Source organism: Rhodococcus sp. RD6.2, assembly GCF_001040705.1.
Lineage (GTDB): Bacteria > Actinomycetota > Actinomycetes > Mycobacteriales > Mycobacteriaceae > Rhodococcus_G.
The window spans coordinates 261908-276932 of sequence record NZ_CVQP01000009.1 but is presented as its reverse complement, the minus strand read 5'-3'; the positions used below and the strand labels follow the sequence as shown (position 1 = coordinate 276932).

At 67.2% G+C, this 15025-nt stretch carries 17 protein-coding genes; 9 read left to right on the top strand and 8 right to left on the bottom strand.

Features of this window, described 5'->3' with window-relative positions:
- The first annotated feature begins 20 nt into the window (after positions 1-20).
- From RHCRD62_RS20145 to RHCRD62_RS20135, 3 genes are read left to right on the top strand one after another with little or no spacing between them, the layout of a single operon-like run.
- A complete protein-coding gene (locus tag RHCRD62_RS20145; RefSeq protein ID WP_172671105.1) occupies positions 21-479 on the top strand; it encodes an ATP-binding protein in 459 nt (152 codons plus the stop codon).
- Positions 476-910: an ATP-binding protein gene (locus tag RHCRD62_RS20140; RefSeq protein WP_050066513.1), complete on the top strand. Its 435-nt coding sequence runs from the start codon at positions 476-478 to the stop codon at positions 908-910. Before RHCRD62_RS20145 ends, RHCRD62_RS20140 begins: the two co-directional genes overlap by 4 nt.
- The gene (locus tag RHCRD62_RS20135) at positions 907-1707 is read left to right on the top strand and encodes a SigB/SigF/SigG family RNA polymerase sigma factor (RefSeq protein ID WP_050066512.1); all 801 of its coding nucleotides are present in this window, start codon (positions 907-909) and stop codon (positions 1705-1707) included. Before RHCRD62_RS20140 ends, RHCRD62_RS20135 begins: the two co-directional genes overlap by 4 nt.
- Positions 1708-1719: 12 nt before the next feature.
- Here the strand turns inward: RHCRD62_RS20135 and RHCRD62_RS20130 are convergent, their stop codons facing one another.
- The 4 genes from RHCRD62_RS20130 to RHCRD62_RS20115 all read right to left on the bottom strand — a co-directional run bounded on the left by RHCRD62_RS20130 (position 1720) and on the right by RHCRD62_RS20115 (position 5987).
- Positions 1720-2163: a response regulator gene (locus RHCRD62_RS20130; RefSeq protein ID WP_050066511.1), complete on the bottom strand. Its 444-nt coding sequence runs from the start codon at positions 2161-2163 to the stop codon at positions 1720-1722.
- Entirely contained in the window at positions 2160-3701 is a 1542-nt protein-coding gene (locus RHCRD62_RS20125) for a sensor histidine kinase (protein WP_050066688.1), read from the bottom strand. The genes RHCRD62_RS20130 and RHCRD62_RS20125 overlap by 4 nt, the downstream gene beginning before the upstream one ends.
- 71 nt (positions 3702-3772) lie before the next feature.
- Positions 3773-4981, bottom strand: a complete 1209-nt coding sequence (locus tag RHCRD62_RS20120; protein WP_253277401.1) for a PP2C family protein-serine/threonine phosphatase — start codon at positions 4979-4981, stop codon at positions 3773-3775.
- A 265-nt stretch (positions 4982-5246) separates the two neighbouring features.
- A complete protein-coding gene (locus RHCRD62_RS20115) occupies positions 5247-5987 on the bottom strand; it encodes a GAF and ANTAR domain-containing protein (RefSeq protein ID WP_253277400.1) in 741 nt (246 codons plus the stop codon).
- 389 nt (positions 5988-6376) lie between these two features.
- Between RHCRD62_RS20115 and RHCRD62_RS20110 the strand changes: the two genes are divergently transcribed.
- The 5 genes from RHCRD62_RS20110 (at position 6377) to RHCRD62_RS20090 (ending at position 9580) form a co-directional block, all read left to right on the top strand.
- Entirely contained in the window at positions 6377-7141 is a 765-nt protein-coding gene (locus tag RHCRD62_RS20110; RefSeq protein WP_050066510.1) for a methyltransferase domain-containing protein, read from the top strand.
- Positions 7128-8159 (top strand): polysaccharide deacetylase family protein, encoded by a 1032-nt coding sequence (locus tag RHCRD62_RS20105; RefSeq protein ID WP_253277399.1) that lies wholly within the window; start codon positions 7128-7130, stop codon positions 8157-8159. The genes RHCRD62_RS20110 and RHCRD62_RS20105 overlap by 14 nt, the downstream gene beginning before the upstream one ends.
- A 125-nt stretch (positions 8160-8284) precedes the next feature.
- Positions 8285-8620: a hypothetical protein gene (locus tag RHCRD62_RS20100; protein ID WP_050066509.1), complete on the top strand. Its 336-nt coding sequence runs from the start codon at positions 8285-8287 to the stop codon at positions 8618-8620.
- Positions 8621-8669: 49 nt separating this feature from the next.
- The gene (locus tag RHCRD62_RS20095; protein WP_050066508.1) at positions 8670-9155 is read left to right on the top strand and encodes a MarR family winged helix-turn-helix transcriptional regulator; all 486 of its coding nucleotides are present in this window, start codon (positions 8670-8672) and stop codon (positions 9153-9155) included.
- Positions 9152-9580 carry an organic hydroperoxide resistance protein gene (locus RHCRD62_RS20090; RefSeq protein WP_050066507.1) on the top strand — a complete coding sequence of 143 codons (429 nt, stop codon included), beginning with the start codon at positions 9152-9154 and terminating at the stop codon, positions 9578-9580. Before RHCRD62_RS20095 ends, RHCRD62_RS20090 begins: the two co-directional genes overlap by 4 nt.
- Before the next feature lie 76 nt (positions 9581-9656).
- On the opposite strand, the gene RHCRD62_RS20085 is transcribed toward RHCRD62_RS20090, so the two are convergent.
- Both RHCRD62_RS20085 and RHCRD62_RS20080 read right to left on the bottom strand, forming a co-directional pair.
- Positions 9657-10313, bottom strand: coding sequence for a GAP family protein (locus RHCRD62_RS20085; RefSeq protein ID WP_050066506.1), 657 nt, complete (start codon positions 10311-10313; stop codon positions 9657-9659).
- A 53-nt stretch (positions 10314-10366) separates the two neighbouring features.
- On the bottom strand, positions 10367-11281 hold the full coding sequence (locus RHCRD62_RS20080) for an oxidoreductase (RefSeq protein ID WP_050066505.1): 915 nt from the start codon (positions 11279-11281) through the stop codon (positions 10367-10369).
- An 83-nt stretch (positions 11282-11364) separates the two neighbouring features.
- Here RHCRD62_RS20080 and RHCRD62_RS20075 point away from each other — a divergent pair, with 83 nt between their 5' ends.
- The gene (locus RHCRD62_RS20075) at positions 11365-12468 is read left to right on the top strand and encodes a Gfo/Idh/MocA family protein (protein WP_050066504.1); all 1104 of its coding nucleotides are present in this window, start codon (positions 11365-11367) and stop codon (positions 12466-12468) included.
- 80 nt (positions 12469-12548) lie between these two features.
- Here RHCRD62_RS20075 and RHCRD62_RS25945 read toward each other — a convergent pair whose 3' ends face one another.
- On the bottom strand, positions 12549-12686 hold the full coding sequence (locus tag RHCRD62_RS25945; protein ID WP_157051002.1) for a hypothetical protein: 138 nt from the start codon (positions 12684-12686) through the stop codon (positions 12549-12551).
- 195 nt (positions 12687-12881) lie between these two features.
- On the bottom strand, positions 12882-14912 hold the full coding sequence (locus RHCRD62_RS20070; protein ID WP_050066684.1) for a CocE/NonD family hydrolase: 2031 nt from the start codon (positions 14910-14912) through the stop codon (positions 12882-12884).
- Between the last annotated feature and the right edge of the window lie 113 nt (positions 14913-15025).

Sequence of the window (15025 nt, the reverse complement as noted above, 5' to 3'; positions counted from 1 at the left end):
AACGGACGTCGGATCACCGCGTGGACGCCGGCCGCGGCGATCGACGCCTGGCCCTCGAGAGCGTCCATGCCGACCCGTCCGTCCTCACCGCGGTCCGTCACCGGATCGACGGGTTCGCGCGCGAGATCGGGTGGCCGCCGGACACGACGACCGACGTACTGCTCGCGACCTACGAAGCCCTGGCCAATGTGGTCGAACACGCCTACCCAGCCGACGAGCGGGGCACGTTCGACCTGCTTGCCACCTACCACCATGCGGACGGCACACTCAGCGTCGTGATCGTCGACCGGGGCACCTGGCTCCCGCAATCCGACGACAACTCGGCGCGGCGCGGGCAGGGGCTCCGGCTCATGCGCGCCTTGTGCGAGTCCGTCCGCGTGGAACCCCGCGACGGCGGAACAGAAATCGAGTTGCAATGGAAGAGCGGAAATCACCGTCCGTTACCGTTGCCCGGCCGAGAACAGCAGGTTGACCCATGACTCAAGCCACACCGCAGTCGGACGCATCGAAGGCTGTCGGCAGCGAACCGCTTCCTGTCACGCTGTCCGTCCCGGCGCAGCACGCGCAGCTTCCGGTGATCCGGCTGCTCACGGAGATGGTCGCGATGCAGTCCGGCTGCACGCTCGATCAGACCGCCGACGTCAAGCTCGCCGTTGACCAGGTGTGCACACTGCTCATCGATGCAGCTGCCCCGGCCACCGAGATCACCTGTCGATACCAGGCCGTCGGAGACGACTTCCGAATCACTTTGACGGCAGACACGATCACACAGTGGCGACCGGCTCCCGGCAGCCTCGAACGGCGAATCCTCGAGTCGCTGACCGACATGCTCACGATCCGGGACGAGTCCGCCGGAGCAACGCAGCCCGACCGATCGATCGTCCTGCTCAGCATCGGGAAACCCGTATGACGGTGGCCGAATCGGACCACCCGTCCGAACCCACCCGCTCGGCCGAAAGCCAGCAGATCGACGAGTTGTTCACGACCCTTCGACAGCACCCTGAGGGCAGCCCCGAGGCATCCTCGGCACGCGACGAGATAGCAGCCCTGTCGATGCCGTTGGCGCGCAACATCGCCCGACGATTCGCGGGGCGAGGCGAGGACGTGGAGGATCTCAACCAGGTTGCCTACGTCGGCCTGCTTCACGCGATCGACCGATTCGAACCCGCCCGGGGAAGCAACTTCACCTCGTTCGCCGTCCCGACCATCATGGGCGAGGTCCGCCGGTACTTTCGCGACCACAGCTGGAGCACCCATGTGCCCCGTCGAATCAAGGACCTCACCGTCAGCATCGGCAAGGTCACCGACGGATTGGCGCAGCGCCTCGGACGGTCTCCCACGGCGGCCGAGATCGCCTCCGAGATCGGCGCAGAGACCGGCGAGGTGATCGAGGCGCTCGCGGCGCGCAGCGCGTATCAGCCTGCGTCCCTGGACAGCCCGCTCGCGTCGGAGGACGACAACGCCGCCACCCTCGCCGACACCCTCGCCGCGGAGGACGACGAGCTCGAACGTTCGGAGCACTACCTCATGCTTCGGCCACTGCTCGACGAGGTGGCACCCCGGGAGCGACAGATTCTGATCCTGCGGTTCTTCAAGGAGAAGAGCCAGGCCGAGATCGCCCGCGAGATCGGCGTCTCACAGGTCCACGTTTCCCGGCTGCTGACCAGGACTCTCGCCGAGATCCGCGCCAGACTCGGCGACGACTGATCTCCGCGCCGGTCAGGGCCGACTGGGTAGGCGAACCACCTGGACGAAGAAGTTGTCTATCTGGCGGATCGCCGCGATGAACTGGTCCAGGTCGACCGGCTTGGTGACGTACGCGTTGGCGTGGAGCTTGTAACTGCGCACGATGTCCTCCTCCGCACCGGAGGTGGTGAGGATGACCACGGGGATGTCCACCAGTTCCGGATCGGATTTGATCTTCTCGAGCACCTGCCTGCCGTCGTACTTCGGCAGGTTGAGATCGAGCAAGATCAGGTCGGGCCGGACGGCATCCGCGTAGTCGCCCTTCCGATACAGGAAGTCGAGGGCCTGCTCCCCGTCGCGAACCACGTGCAGGGTGTTGCCGACCTTGTTGAACTCGAATGCTTCCTGAGTCATCAGTACGTCACCCGGATCGTCCTCGACGAGCAGGACGTCGATTGCCTGGCCTACGGGGCTCATGTGTGTGTTTCTCCAATGTTGTCGACGGTGTCGGTTGACCGGGCATCCGGATCGGTGACGGCGGGCAGCGTGAAGCAGAACCGGGCGCCGCCGTCGTAGCTCGAATCGAGCGCAATGGTGCCGCCGTGATACTCGACGATCTTCTTGCACAACGCCAGCCCGATTCCGGTGCCGGCATACGCCTCGCGGGCGTGCAGTCGCTGGAAGATGACGAAGATCTTCTCGGAAAACTCTTCGGACACCCCGATCCCGTTGTCCTGCACACATATCTGCCACATGTCGTCGGATCGCTGCGCGGTGACGACCACCAGCGGCTCGATGCCGGGTTCCGCGAACTTGACCGCGTTGCCGAGCAGGTTCTGCCAGAGCATCACCAGCAAGGTGGGATCCCCGTCGATCTCCGGCAACCGATCGGGCCGTTCGATGCGAGCTCCGGTGTCCTCGATCACGACCGCGAGGTTGCCCGCCGCCTTGTCGAGAGTCCGGTCCAGTTCGATCCGTTCGAAACTGTCGGTCACCCTACCCACTCGGGAGAACGTCAGCAGATCGTTGATCAGCGTCTGCATTCGGCGCGCACCGTCGACGGCGAAGTCGATGTACTGACGGCCCCGGTCGTCGAGCGCGTCGCCGTAGCGCTTCTCGAGCAATTGACAGAACGAGGCCACCTTGCGCAACGGCTCCTGCAAATCGTGGGAGGCGACGTAGGCGAACTGTTCGAGGTCGGCATTGGACCGCCGTAGCTCCTCCGCCTGGGCGTCAAGCTGTCGAGCCTGTTCTTCGAGCTGCGACTGTCGTTCCCGGACCACGCCGAGCTCCGCAACGATCCGTTGACGCATCCCCTCGATATCGGTTGCGAGCGAACGGATGTCGGCGGGACCACGTCCGGCATCGACCCGCCGATCGAAATCGCCCTGCGCGACGAGGCGCGAGGTGTCCGCCAACCGTGCGAGAGGCCGAGTGACAGCGACGCGGACCAGCACCGCGAAGACTCCGGCCGCCAGCACGAGCACCACCGCGAGTGCGGTGAAGACGGCGTTGCGGATGGTCCGCATGTCGCCGAGTTGCTCCTGAGCCTCGCCCACCACGTCGGTCAGGTGCCGATTCTGCTGGTCGAACCCCGCGCGTACCTGGTCGAAGAGTTCCTTTCCACGGTCGTAGAGCGCCTGATCGGCCACGATGGCGTCACCGGCCGGGTCGGCGAGGAGCGGCTCGGCGAAACTCGACTGCCAATCCTGCGCCGAGGCCTCCAGCGCGTCGAGATCATCAACCAGATCGGGCCTGCCGTCGAGTAGTTCGCGGATCTGGTCCGCCGACCGCTGCTGCGTCTGCAGTCCTTCCTGATACGGCGCCAGGAACGACTCGTCGCCCGTCAGCGCGTACCCACGCACGCCGGTCTCCTGGTTCACCAATCCGGCCTGCAGTTGGTAGGCCTCGGAACGCGCGGGCATCAGGCGTCCGACCAGGTCGTCGGTGATGTGGGAACTGCGGGTGAGCACAGTGGCACCGACCACCGCACCGGTGCACACGAGCAGTGTCATGATCACCAGGATCAGGTTGAACCAGCCCTGCACCGTCAGTTTGGTGCCAAGTGAGTTGCGTGCCGTCGTCGTCACGAAGCCTCCTCCGTCTCGGTCCAGCGCACGTGCAGTACCGCGACGTCGTCGCTCAGCCCTCCGTACGGCGCCGCGAGACCCTCCACGTGTCCGATCATCGAGTCGACGAATTCCGCTCCGTCCCATTGATCGTCACACGAACGGGCATACGCGAGCAGACCGTCCTCGCCGAGGCGTTCCTCGGGACCTACTCGCGCCTCGAACAATCCGTCGGTGAACAGCACGAGCCCGGTTCGATCATCGATCTCCAGGATCGACTTCTCCCACTGTCCCCGCCTGCGTCCCACTCCGAGCGCCGGCCCCCCGGGCACCTCGAGCCACTGCACGCCGCCCGGCGTTCGCAGCAGGATGCCCGGATGGCCGGCGCGCACGATCTCGACCGTGCGACGGTCGGCGGCCAGAACCATGCTGGTCACGGTGGCGAAGATGTGCGAGCGGGCACGTTCGGCGACGAGGAGTTCCTCCAATGTGCTCATCGCCGTCTCGGCGTCGATCCCCCCGAGTACCAGAGTCCGCCAAGCAATTCGCAACCCCACACCCAGTGCCGCCTCGTCGGCGCCGTGACCGCAGACGTCACCGATGAGCACGTGCACGGCGCCGTCGTCGCCTTCGACCACGTCGAAGAAGTCACCGCCGAGAAGGCCACCGACGCGGCCCGCCCGGTACCTGGTCACGACCTCCATGCGGCCGCTTCGGAGCAACGGGACCGGAAGCAGGCCGCGTTCGAGGCGCGCATTCTCGCGGGAGCGCTGCTCGCTGGCCCGCAATGCCGCCGACGCCAACTCGGCCCGCTTGCGTTCGATCGCGTACCGCACTGCGCGGGTGAGCAATTGCGCGTCGACGTGCCCCTTGACGAGGTAGTCCTGAGCGCCTTCCGCGACGGCGATCAGTCCCGCGCCCTCCTCTGCCAGCCCCGTCATCACGATCACCGGAACACCAGACGCGTAGCGCTGCACCGCGTCGAGCGCATCGAGCCCTCTCGCATCGGGAAGGTTCAGGTCCAGCACGACGCAGTCGGGCCTGGCGGTGCCGAGATGGAGACGTGCCTCGTCGAGCGAACGCGCCCAGACGATGTCGAACTCGACCGCGGCCTCCGTCGCCATCTCCTCAACCAGTACGGCGTCGCCGAAATCGTCCTCGATCAGCAGCAGGGACACCATGGCGGTCCTCGACCCGCCGAACCGGACGCCGTCGGTTCCGATCACTTCATCTCCTGCACCCCTCACACGGAGTTCCCGAGGGTATCGGGTGTGGAGTGCACTGCGCACGTCATGGACATACCTCTAGTCGTACTCGTCAGGGCGATCGGTCCGCTCACCGGCTCGTGTCGATTGCGGGCTTCTGCTCGCGCAGAATTCACGGAACCGTCTCAGGCACCGTCCCGAGAAGCGTTCATGATCGGCCCGTCGTGGCCGGCAGGAGCGAAAAGGATGTCGGGCGGGGCGCTGTCGCGATACTCGACGGGCCACGTCATCGACCCGACGACCGGGTGTGGTGGCTTTCGACGAGGTCGCGAGCGAGATCTGCCACTTTGCGGTTCATCTGCTGGGACGTGCGGCGAAGCAAATCGAATGCCTCGTCCGACGAGATGTTCTCCGTGGCCATCAACAGCCCGATCGCCTTGCCGATCTCCCTGTTGCTCGCCAACCCGGAGCGGAGTGACGCGACATCATCGCCGCGATCGACGGCGGTGACGGTCACCGATGCGAAGGCGCTCAGGACGCTGGCATGGTCCGCGGACCTGGCGGTGAAGGCGCCGGGCCGGTCGGAGAAGAGATTCAATGCCCCGACCTTGTGTTCGTCGATCAACAACCGGAAGCCCATCGCACCCCGGACCGGGGTGGTCTCGACGAGCACGCGGGCCAGTTCGGGCCACGAGGACCCGTCCCGAAGATCCGCCTCGATCTGGGGGACGGCCTCCTCGATGGTGTCCACACAGGGTCCCTCTCCCAGGGACCGCTCGAGCTGATCGATGTGTGCGGCAACCGGATCTGTCGCGGCGACGGTGACGTAGTCGCCCCCCTTGCGGAGCATCACGCTGGCGCGGTCGCAACCCGGCACCAGGAGGGTGGCCGCGGTACAGATGGCGGTGTAGACCTGCTCGGCATCCGCTCCCTTGTAGAGAATCTGCGCCAGCTCGGCGAACACCGAGCCCGGGTCGACGCTCGCCCCATCGGACAGGCGGTCCGAGTCGCCTTCGTCCACCGTCACCGGAGCCGGCTTTCCAGGTTGGGCTGGTGGCGCTGCGTTGACGGGCCTGCCGAGGGGCGGCACAGGGACAACACGCTCATCGATGGGGTTTACCTCCTGGAGGCCCCGGATCCCGCCGCAGCAGCACGACTCGACCCCGCGGACACGGCGACAGAATGGGCTGCTTGTTTAACCCGGACCGATCCTACCCCGGCCGACGTGGTCCCAGTACCGCCGACCTGGGGCGTCACCTGCACCGGAGAGGCGGCCGAGGAGCCCGTCGTAACCAGACTCACTCAACAAAGGTAAGGTTCACCTAACTCACAGGGGTTTCCAGTTTCAGCCCCTGCGAGTGGTCCCCGCAGCCGAGCGGCGACCACCCCGTGCCGCGTGACGAGGATGGACCGAGGATGACGCTTCTGCAGGAAAAGCGGACCGCACTGGCCCGCGCGGTGCTGGGCGAAGACAACTATCGCCGCGTGTTGCGTGTGCTCAACGACCGCCGACAGAAACCGCGCGTCGGCAAGGTGCGCTTCGGTGACCTGCGCCGGATCGAACCGATCTGCCGCGAGTACGGCTTCGACCGGGGACGCCCCGTCGACCGCTTCTACATCGAGAACTTCCTCGACGCCCATCGTTACCTCGTCACCGGGACGGTGCTGGAGATCGGCGAGCGGACCTACACCGAATCCTTCGGAGAAGGCGTCACCCGCTCGGACATGCTGCACGTCGCCGACGTCCCGGGCGCGACCTACGTCGCCGACCTCACCGACGCACCGAACGTGCCGACCGGCACCTACGACTGCATCATCCTCACGCAGACACTGCAGATGATCTTCGACACGAAGGCGGCGGTGGACACCCTGCACCGCATCCTCAAGCCGGGTGGCGTCGTGCTGTGCACCGTTCCCGGCATCAGTCAGATCGCCGATCCCGTGTGGAACTCGACCTGGTACTGGTCGTTCACGGAACTGTCCGTGAACCGCCTTTTCGGGGACGCGTTTCCGGCGGAGGGAGTGGCGGTGCGGGCGTACGGCAATGTGCTGTCGGCGACGGCGTTCCTGCACGGCATGGCCGATCGTGAACTCGAGCGGCACGAGTTGAACGTCTTCGACCCCGAGTACCCCGTCATCGTGTCGGTGGTGGCGCGCAAGGGCGGCGATGTCGCGGCGTGACGCCCTCGTCGCGGCGCTACGACTGCGGGCCCGGCGATGTCGGCGTCGCGGCGGAATCCTGATGTACCACTGCATCACCGAGGACACCGCCGACCCCTGGGCCATCTGCGTGTCCCCGCACGCATTCGACGAGCAGATGACCGTGCTCGCCCACGCCCGGGCCGCCGTCGATCTCGGCGACTTCGCCGGCGACGACGCCTACACCCGCACCGGCGCCCGGATCGCGGTGACGTTCGACGACGGCTACCTCGACAACCTCACCACGGCATTGCCGATCCTCGAACGCCACGAGATCCCGGCGACGATCTTCGTCATCGGCAACGGGGTGGGACGCACCCGCGAATTCTGGTGGGACGCACTGCAACGCGCCCTGCTCACTGGCCCCCTGCCCGAAGCGTTGGACTTTCCGTTCGGCTTCTCCCCGACGGGGTACACCCTCGACGAGCGGCCCGGTGACGACGAGGCGCTCACGGGTTGGCGCGCCGATTTCGACGCCGCCGTCACATCACGGCAGAAACTCTTCCGCGCGCTCTGGGATGCGATCGTCGTACTGGAGCCGACCGAACAGGACGACGCGGTCGACCACCTCCTCGCCTGGGCCGGGCGGCCGACGTCACCGCCGACACCACGGCGAGCGGTCGATGCGGAACAGTTCGCGGAGCTCGCGGCGCACCCGCTGATCACCATCGGCAGCCACACCCTCGACCATCCCTCACTCACGGACCTGCCCCCGACTCGGCAGCACGCCCAGATCCTCGAGGGGCGCCGGACGATCGAGGAACTTGCCGGGCGTCCCGTGACCCGTTTCTCGTATCCGTACGGCCGCCACGACGACACCGCACGTGCAGCCGTTCGCGATGTCGGCATCGACATCGCCTGCTCCAGCGTCCCCGTGCCCGCGATCACCGGGGACGATCGCCACGCCCTTCCACGACTGCAGCCGACAGAGATGGACGGCGACCGGTTCACCCGCCGGCTACGCGAGGACTACGGCCTGCTCACCGGCACGACGAGATGAGTACGCGGTCGCGTCACGGGATTCGATCCAGGTGGTGAACCCCGTGTAACCACGGGTCCGGAACGGTGTTCGCTCCGCCACAATTGGCGACGTCCCGATCCGTCATCTCGCCCTCTGGGAGCCCGATGAACCCCCTCGAATCCACGCTCCCGAACACCCGCGAGCTCGATACGGCCTGGTTACGACGGTCCCTCGGTGTCTGCAGCTTCCTGGAGCAGTCCCGAGCACTGTGCCCCGCCGACGGCGCAGTGGTCACGTTTGCCGTCAGGTGGGCGCCGTTCGGTGGGCCGAGCCCGGAAGATCTGCTGGTCACGTTCGGGGTGGGTCGGGCGAAGTTCGTGTCGATGCTGCGCGCTGCACTGGCCCCGAGGGACAGCGACGTGCACCAGGCCAGGGAGATGAAACGAAAGCTGCTCGCTGAACTGGCAGAGCCGTGGGGTGCGAGGTCGCGACCAGCGTGAACCGACAGGTAGGTTGCACACAATATAACTGTGCACTACCGTTCATTGGGTGACCGACGAACTCGCCCTCGACAAGCAGCTGTGCTTCGCGCTGTATGCAGCGTCCCGCGCAACGACGGCGGTGTACCGCCCACTGCTCGACGAGCTGGGACTGACCTACCCGCAGTACCTGGTCATGCTCGTACTGTGGGAACGAGACGGCCGCGGCGTCCGTGAGATCGGCGACGAACTCGACCTGGACACCGGCACCCTGTCGCCATTGCTGAAGCGAATGGAGGGCCTCGGTCTCCTCGAGCGTCGCAGGCAGTCCGACGACGAGCGGCGGGTCCTGATCCATCTCACCGACGCCGGACACGACCTCCACGAGCCCGCACTGGCCGTCCCCCGCCGCCTCGCCGGATGCTCCGGTCTGCCGACGGAGGAACTTCTCGCACTCCGCTCGACCCTCAAGCGCCTGACCCTCGAGTTGCGCTCCGGCGCGACCCCAACCGACGACTCCACCACAAGCTCCACCTACACAGGGAGAAACCCATGACCATCGTCTACACCGCAGAAGCGCTCGTCTCCGGCGACGGCCGCAACGGCCAGGGTCGCACCAGCGACGGACGCCTCGACCTGACGTTCGCGATCCCGGTCGAGATGGGCGGCACCGGCGACGGCACCAATCCCGAACAGCTGTTCGCCCTCGGGTACGCCGCCTGCTACCACTCCGCACTGCGTCTGGTCGCCCGGCAGTCCGGCGCCGACGTGACCGACTCCGCGGTCGGCGCCCGCGTCGGCATCGGCCCGACCGAGGGTGGCGGCTTCGGCCTCGAGGTGACCCTCGAGGTGACGCTGCCCGCCCTCACGCGCGAGCAGGCCCAGGAGCTGGCGGACAAGGCCCACCTGGTGTGCCCCTACTCGAACGCCACCCGCGGCAACATCGACGTCACCATCCTCGTGACGGGCGACGACGACTGACGGAACGAGGACCGACGATTCGGCTCGGAAGCGAGGATCCGCCACGGCGGAAACGACTTCCGGGCCGAAGCCGTTCTCAGAATCCGCCTAGGCCCTTGCCGATCACCACGGCGCCCATGACGAGAAGCACGATGGCCATCACCTGGTGGTTCTGGGCCTGCAGCCAAGTCTTCGCGGACGCGAGCGGCTCACGCAACCGGTCCGCAGCCAATGCGTACCCCACGACCGGGATCACCACCGTCGACGCCGCCAGCACTGTGAACACCACCAGCGCGACCACCTCGCCGCCGCCATCCAGCCCACCGGCACCGATGGTGACGCCCGCGGACACACACAGGAGCAGGTTCTTCGGGTTCACCGCGGCCAGCACGACACCGAGACCGGCCGCCTTCGGCAACGTCAGCTGATCGATCGCCTCCATCCACTTCGGGGTGGACGTGTCCCCGCGCTCCCGCCACTGCTTGGCCGCGAGCACCACCAGCAGGGCACCGAGGATCACCTTGAGCCACGAGACCGAGGACGACCCGTCGTCGTCCGATGCCCCGACCGTGCCTGCGAGGAGGATGAAGATACCCGTCGCGGCGACGATCCCGACGACCCAGCCGATGCCGAAACCCACGCTCGCACTGCCCGCGTTCGCCGACAGCAACATGAGGATCGCCGCGACGATCGGAATCGGCGAGATCGCCACACCGACCGCGAGGGGAAGAAGATCACCGATGACTGCACCCATGACGCGACCGTATTTCGGACGGCGTCACACCGCCTCGCCCGATACGAGTGAAATCACTCCCCGAGGACACTCACTTCCCCGAGCCCGGACGACTTCGCGAACCGGTAGGTGACGCCGGTGAGCCGTTCCGACAAACCCCACAGCGACGCCGCGACGGCGCGATCACGGGACTTGCCGGACGATCCCACCACCTTGGGATACCCCCGCTGCTCGAACGGTCCGTCGGGACCGAGGTAGCTGCCCGACACCGCGGACGGGGCGGTCGCCGCATACAACTCGGGGAGCGCGCCCATCTCGGCGTTCTGCGCGAACAGGTTGCCGACTCCCATGAGCCGGTCCCAGACCGACTGCGTGTGGCCCTGCAATCCCGTGGACGCGTACCCGGGGTGCGCGGCAAGCGATTTCACGGTGGACCCAGCGGCAGCGAGTCGACGATCGAGTTCGTAGGCGAACATCAGATTCGCCAGCTTGGACTGCCCGTACGCCGGCCACCTGCCGTAGCGGCGGTGCTGCCAATTCGGATCGTCGACGTTGATCGTGCCGATCCGGTGCATCAGGCTGGACATCGTCACGACACAGTCGGTGACGCGGTCCAGCAGCAGCCCGGTGAGTGCAAAGTGCCCGAGGTGGTTGGTCCCGAACTGCATCTCGAAGCCGTCCGCGGTCGTGGACTGCGGTACCCCCATCACACCCGCGTTGTTGATCAGGACGTCGACCGTGTCGACGCCGGCCGCAAAGTCCCGTACCGACGACAGGTCCGCGAGGTCGAGGCGGCGCACCTCGGCGTTCGCGCCGATCGCCGCGGCCACAGGGGCGGCCTTGTCGACGTTGCGGCAGGCCAGGATCACGGTCGCGCCCGCGGCCCCGAGTGCCTTCGCCGCTTCCGCCCCGAGTCCGCTGTTCGCTCCGGTGACGACGACGGTGCGTCCCGTTTGATCGGCAATGTCACGCGCAGTCCATTTCGCCATGTCGCCAGCCTACGTGGGTCAGCGGTTCCCGGGACGTGAGAACACCCGCCGACCGAAACAGGCACCGGCTATCGTCGCGTGACATGACCGACCCCCAGACACCCCTCGGACTCGCCGTCATCGGAACCGGATTCGGGTGTATCACACACGTTCCCGCCTTCCGCGACGCCGGCTTCGACGTTCGCGTCCTGATCGGCCGCGATCGCGAACGCACCGCGGCGCGGGCGAAGCGCTTCGACATCCCGCACGCGGCGACCTCACTGTCCGAGGCGATGGAGTTGACGCAGATCGACGCCGTCACCGTTGCCACTCCCCCGCACACCCATGCCGACCTGGTGATCGAAGCGGTCGGTCACGGCCTGCACGTGGTCTGCGAGAAGCCGTTCGCCGCGGACCTGTCGCAGGCGCGCACGATGCTCGACGCGGCGGATCGAGCCGGTGTCGTGCACCAGGTGGGAACAGAGTTCCGTTACGCGACGCCTCAGGCATTGCTGGCGCGGGAGGTTGCCGCGGGCTCGATCGGTACCCCCAAGCTGGGCACGTTCCTCCTCCACCTGCCGATGTTCGCCGCGGACGGCGCCGAGGCGCCCGATTGGTGGACCGACGGCGCCTCCGGCGGTGGCTGGCTGGGCGCGCAGGGAACTCACATGATCGACCAGATCCGTTACACGCTGGGAGAATTCGATACGGTCAGCGCCGGACTACCTGTGGTGGCCGACCGCGGCCAGACAGCCGAGGACTCGTTCACGGTGCACTTCCGGACCGTCACAGGAGTGGACGGGGTGCTGCAGAGCACTGTCGGGGCATGGGGCCCGCTGATGATGACGACCCGGGTCGCGGGAACCGCAGGCACGCTGTGGTTCGAGGGCCAGACCCTCCGGCACGCCGACGCGTCCGGCGAACGCGACGTACCGGTTCCGGACGATCTCGTCAGCCCTGCACCGGTGCCGCCGCCGTTCGACCTGTTCTCGACCACCTACGACTGGCTGCACGCCTCCGGGATCGACCGCGCGCCGTACACCCGGCTCGCGGACACCTTCCGTCGCCGGATCCTCGGCGAGCCGATCGGGGCGCACGAGCCGCGGCCGGCCACCTTCGCGGACGGGGTCGCCGGGCAAGCGGTGATGGATGCCATCCGGCTCTCGGCAACCGAGGGTCGGTCGGTACGGGTCACGAACCCGACCTGACCCCGGACGGGACCCAACGCACGATGGGAGGGGGCGCAGATCGCTCCGCGCCCCCTCCCATCGGGATGCCTACCCGCGGTCTACAGCGGCGGGGGGGTCACGCCTCCGGCCACCGTATGGGCGCTGATCCAATTGATCACCTCGATGATGCTGAGGATGGACGAGCCGGCGGCCCCGTCCTCGGGCGTCGTCTCGTCGGCAATGTAACCCAGCGCCATGCTGGTCCCCTCTCGTACGTCTGATGCCGCCGATCGGCATCGATTGCCCGGCGGACGTTACCGGAACGAGCGCACCCTCGGCCTCGAACGAAAACAATCACACCTGCGCAGATCCGGATGGGACACCGCTGACTCGCGCACCTGGGCGTTTCCGGTCCGGCAGCACACCAGCGGACCCCCGGAAACCCATCGGATTCAGCGTTCGACACCAACGGTCGGGTAGGTGACGAAGCTCGGCTGATTCGGGTCCAGCTGCAGGTGCTGCGGTCGCAACGCGCTGTCCGAGCGCATCGGTCCGAGCGGCAGGTACCGCGGGGCGCTGAGTGCATACACGTCGACCCGCAGGCGGTGACCGGGCTGCAGAATCGCGTCGGTCGCCAGCAGCTTCACGTCGAGCACCGTCGGCTCACCCGGAACCGTCGGCTGTCGCGATTCCAGCGAGAGGCGGTGATGAGCATCCACGTAGTCACCGTTCGGAGCCTTCGTCGACTTCGAGTCGTCGACGGCGCGGAGCGAGGACGTGAGTGCACCGTTGCTCAGCACCGTGGACCGGCCGTCGGGTGCGACGTCGTTGAGCGTCACAGCCCAGAAGCCGTCCGTCGCGTCGTGCACCGTGTTGAGGCGCACGTTGATCGGGCCCGAGATCGCCGTCGGTTCGGTGACCGGCGCCCCGGTGAACGTCAGACCGTCGCCCTCCTGGACCCGAGAGTCCTTGGTGCACACTGATCCGAGGATCACGGTTGCGCCCGCGGTGCCCTGTGCCGAGTCCCGGGAGCACAGGCTGCGCAAACCGGGTGCGACGGTCAGCCGGGCACTGTCGGCGGGTTTGTCGGCGGCGAGGCTGCCGTCGTGGACGCTGTGGCCGGCGGTACCGCTCGGCGCCGCCGACAGGTACAGCCGCTCGTACTCGACACCTGCCCTCGGGAACTGGTCCGTCGTCGTCCATCCGCCGCCCTGCTGGAGCAGCGTCACCGGCCCGTATTCGTCGATTCCGTTGTCGATTCCCTTGAGCCACTTGTCGAACCACGCGCGCTCGAGGACGTCGATGCGGGGCGGCGCGCCCGGGGTACCGAATCCCTGGCCCGGGTTGAGGTGATACGTCTCGCCCATGACGAGTTGCTTCTCGCCCGGCGGCAGGTCGATGCCGTTGTAGATACGGGGCTCGCTGTTGGCGAAGATGTCGTGCCAGCCGCCGAAGACCATCGTCGGCACCTCGATCGCACTCAGGTTCGCGAGCCGCTGCTGATAGAACGGTCCGTCCTGCGCGACGTCGAGCGTGGTCGGCGAGATCTCGCCGACCGTCGGAGCGGACATCGCCTGCACCAGTTCGGGAAGCAACGTGCCGGGGTTGGCGAGCCGATCGGCCACCCACCGCTGATCCACCGTGCCCCGCAACAGGTCCTGGGCGTTCGGAATGAGTTTGGTGCCGTTCACCAGCGACAGCCACAGTGGCATGAAGCCGACGCCGAGGCCACCACCGGTGCCGACGATGTCGCGGATCAGGTCGTTGCCCGGTTCCACGGGAAAGATCGCCTCGAGCGCGGGTGGCCGATGACCCGCGGCCTGCACCGAGTTGATCCCGGAGTACGAGACGCCGCCCATGCCGACCTTGCCGTTCGCCCACGACTGCTTGCTCGCCCAGTCGACGAGCTCGACGCTGTCCTGCTGCTCACGGGGGCCGAGGACGTCCCACATGCCCTGCGAGAACCCCGTGCCGCGGGCGTCGACGACGACCTGCACGTAACCGCTCTGCACCAGCGGGCGATTGACCCCGAACGCCTTCATCCCGCCACCGGCGACCATTCCGGTGAGCTCCGGGATCCCGTCGAGGGGCGTCCCGGTGAGATTCAGTTCATTGAGGAAGGCGATCAGGTTCTCGCCGACTCCGGGCAGCGACAGCCCCGCGTCGGCGACGGCACTGACGAGCTTCGTGTACGGAGTGACATTGAGAATGGTGGGCAGCTTCTCGCCGATGGCGCGTCCGGAGGCGTCGGCGGGCCGATACACGTTGGCGCGCAGCACGGTGCCGTCGCTCATGGTGATCGGAACGTCCCATTCGATCGCGACGCCGGGATGTTTCGGGGCCTCGACGGCGGTGGCCAGCCACTGCTGCGCCGCCGCTCCGCCGGTGGGATCCGCGATCGCAACGGCGGGGCCGCCTGCGATTCCGACCCCGATCGCCAGCGCGGTCACGACCGCACCGAGTATCTTCCCCTGCACGCGCACCCCGGATGCCCCCTCCGTGTCGGCGGGCACCGGGAGCAGCACACCATGACCGGCACCACAGAAAACCTACCGGAGGGTAACGGCTCACCAGGGGCAGGTCAACGGCTACAGGT

Excerpts from the sequence above, each read along its gene's own strand:
- RHCRD62_RS20140 (WP_050066513.1), top strand. The coding sequence starts at position 476 with ATGACTCAAGCCACACCGCAGTCGGACGCATCGAAGGCTGTCGGCAGC.
- RHCRD62_RS20135 (WP_050066512.1), top strand. The coding sequence starts at position 907 with ATGACGGTGGCCGAATCGGACCACCCGTCCGAACCCACCCGCTCGGCC.
- RHCRD62_RS20130 (WP_050066511.1), bottom strand. The coding sequence starts at position 2,163 with ATGAGCCCCGTAGGCCAGGCAATCGACGTCCTGCTCGTCGAGGACGAT.
- RHCRD62_RS20125 (WP_050066688.1), bottom strand. The coding sequence starts at position 3,701 with ATGACACTGCTCGTGTGCACCGGTGCGGTGGTCGGTGCCACTGTGCTC.
- RHCRD62_RS20110 (WP_050066510.1), top strand. The coding sequence starts at position 6,377 with ATGACGCTTCTGCAGGAAAAGCGGACCGCACTGGCCCGCGCGGTGCTG.
- RHCRD62_RS20105 (WP_253277399.1), top strand. The coding sequence starts at position 7,128 with ATGTCGCGGCGTGACGCCCTCGTCGCGGCGCTACGACTGCGGGCCCGG.
- RHCRD62_RS20100 (WP_050066509.1), top strand. The coding sequence starts at position 8,285 with ATGAACCCCCTCGAATCCACGCTCCCGAACACCCGCGAGCTCGATACG.
- RHCRD62_RS20090 (WP_050066507.1), top strand. The coding sequence starts at position 9,152 with ATGACCATCGTCTACACCGCAGAAGCGCTCGTCTCCGGCGACGGCCGC.
- RHCRD62_RS20085 (WP_050066506.1), bottom strand. The coding sequence starts at position 10,313 with ATGGGTGCAGTCATCGGTGATCTTCTTCCCCTCGCGGTCGGTGTGGCG.
- RHCRD62_RS20080 (WP_050066505.1), bottom strand. The coding sequence starts at position 11,281 with ATGGCGAAATGGACTGCGCGTGACATTGCCGATCAAACGGGACGCACC.
- RHCRD62_RS20075 (WP_050066504.1), top strand. The coding sequence starts at position 11,365 with ATGACCGACCCCCAGACACCCCTCGGACTCGCCGTCATCGGAACCGGA.
- RHCRD62_RS25945 (WP_157051002.1), bottom strand. The coding sequence starts at position 12,686 with ATGGCGCTGGGTTACATTGCCGACGAGACGACGCCCGAGGACGGGGCC.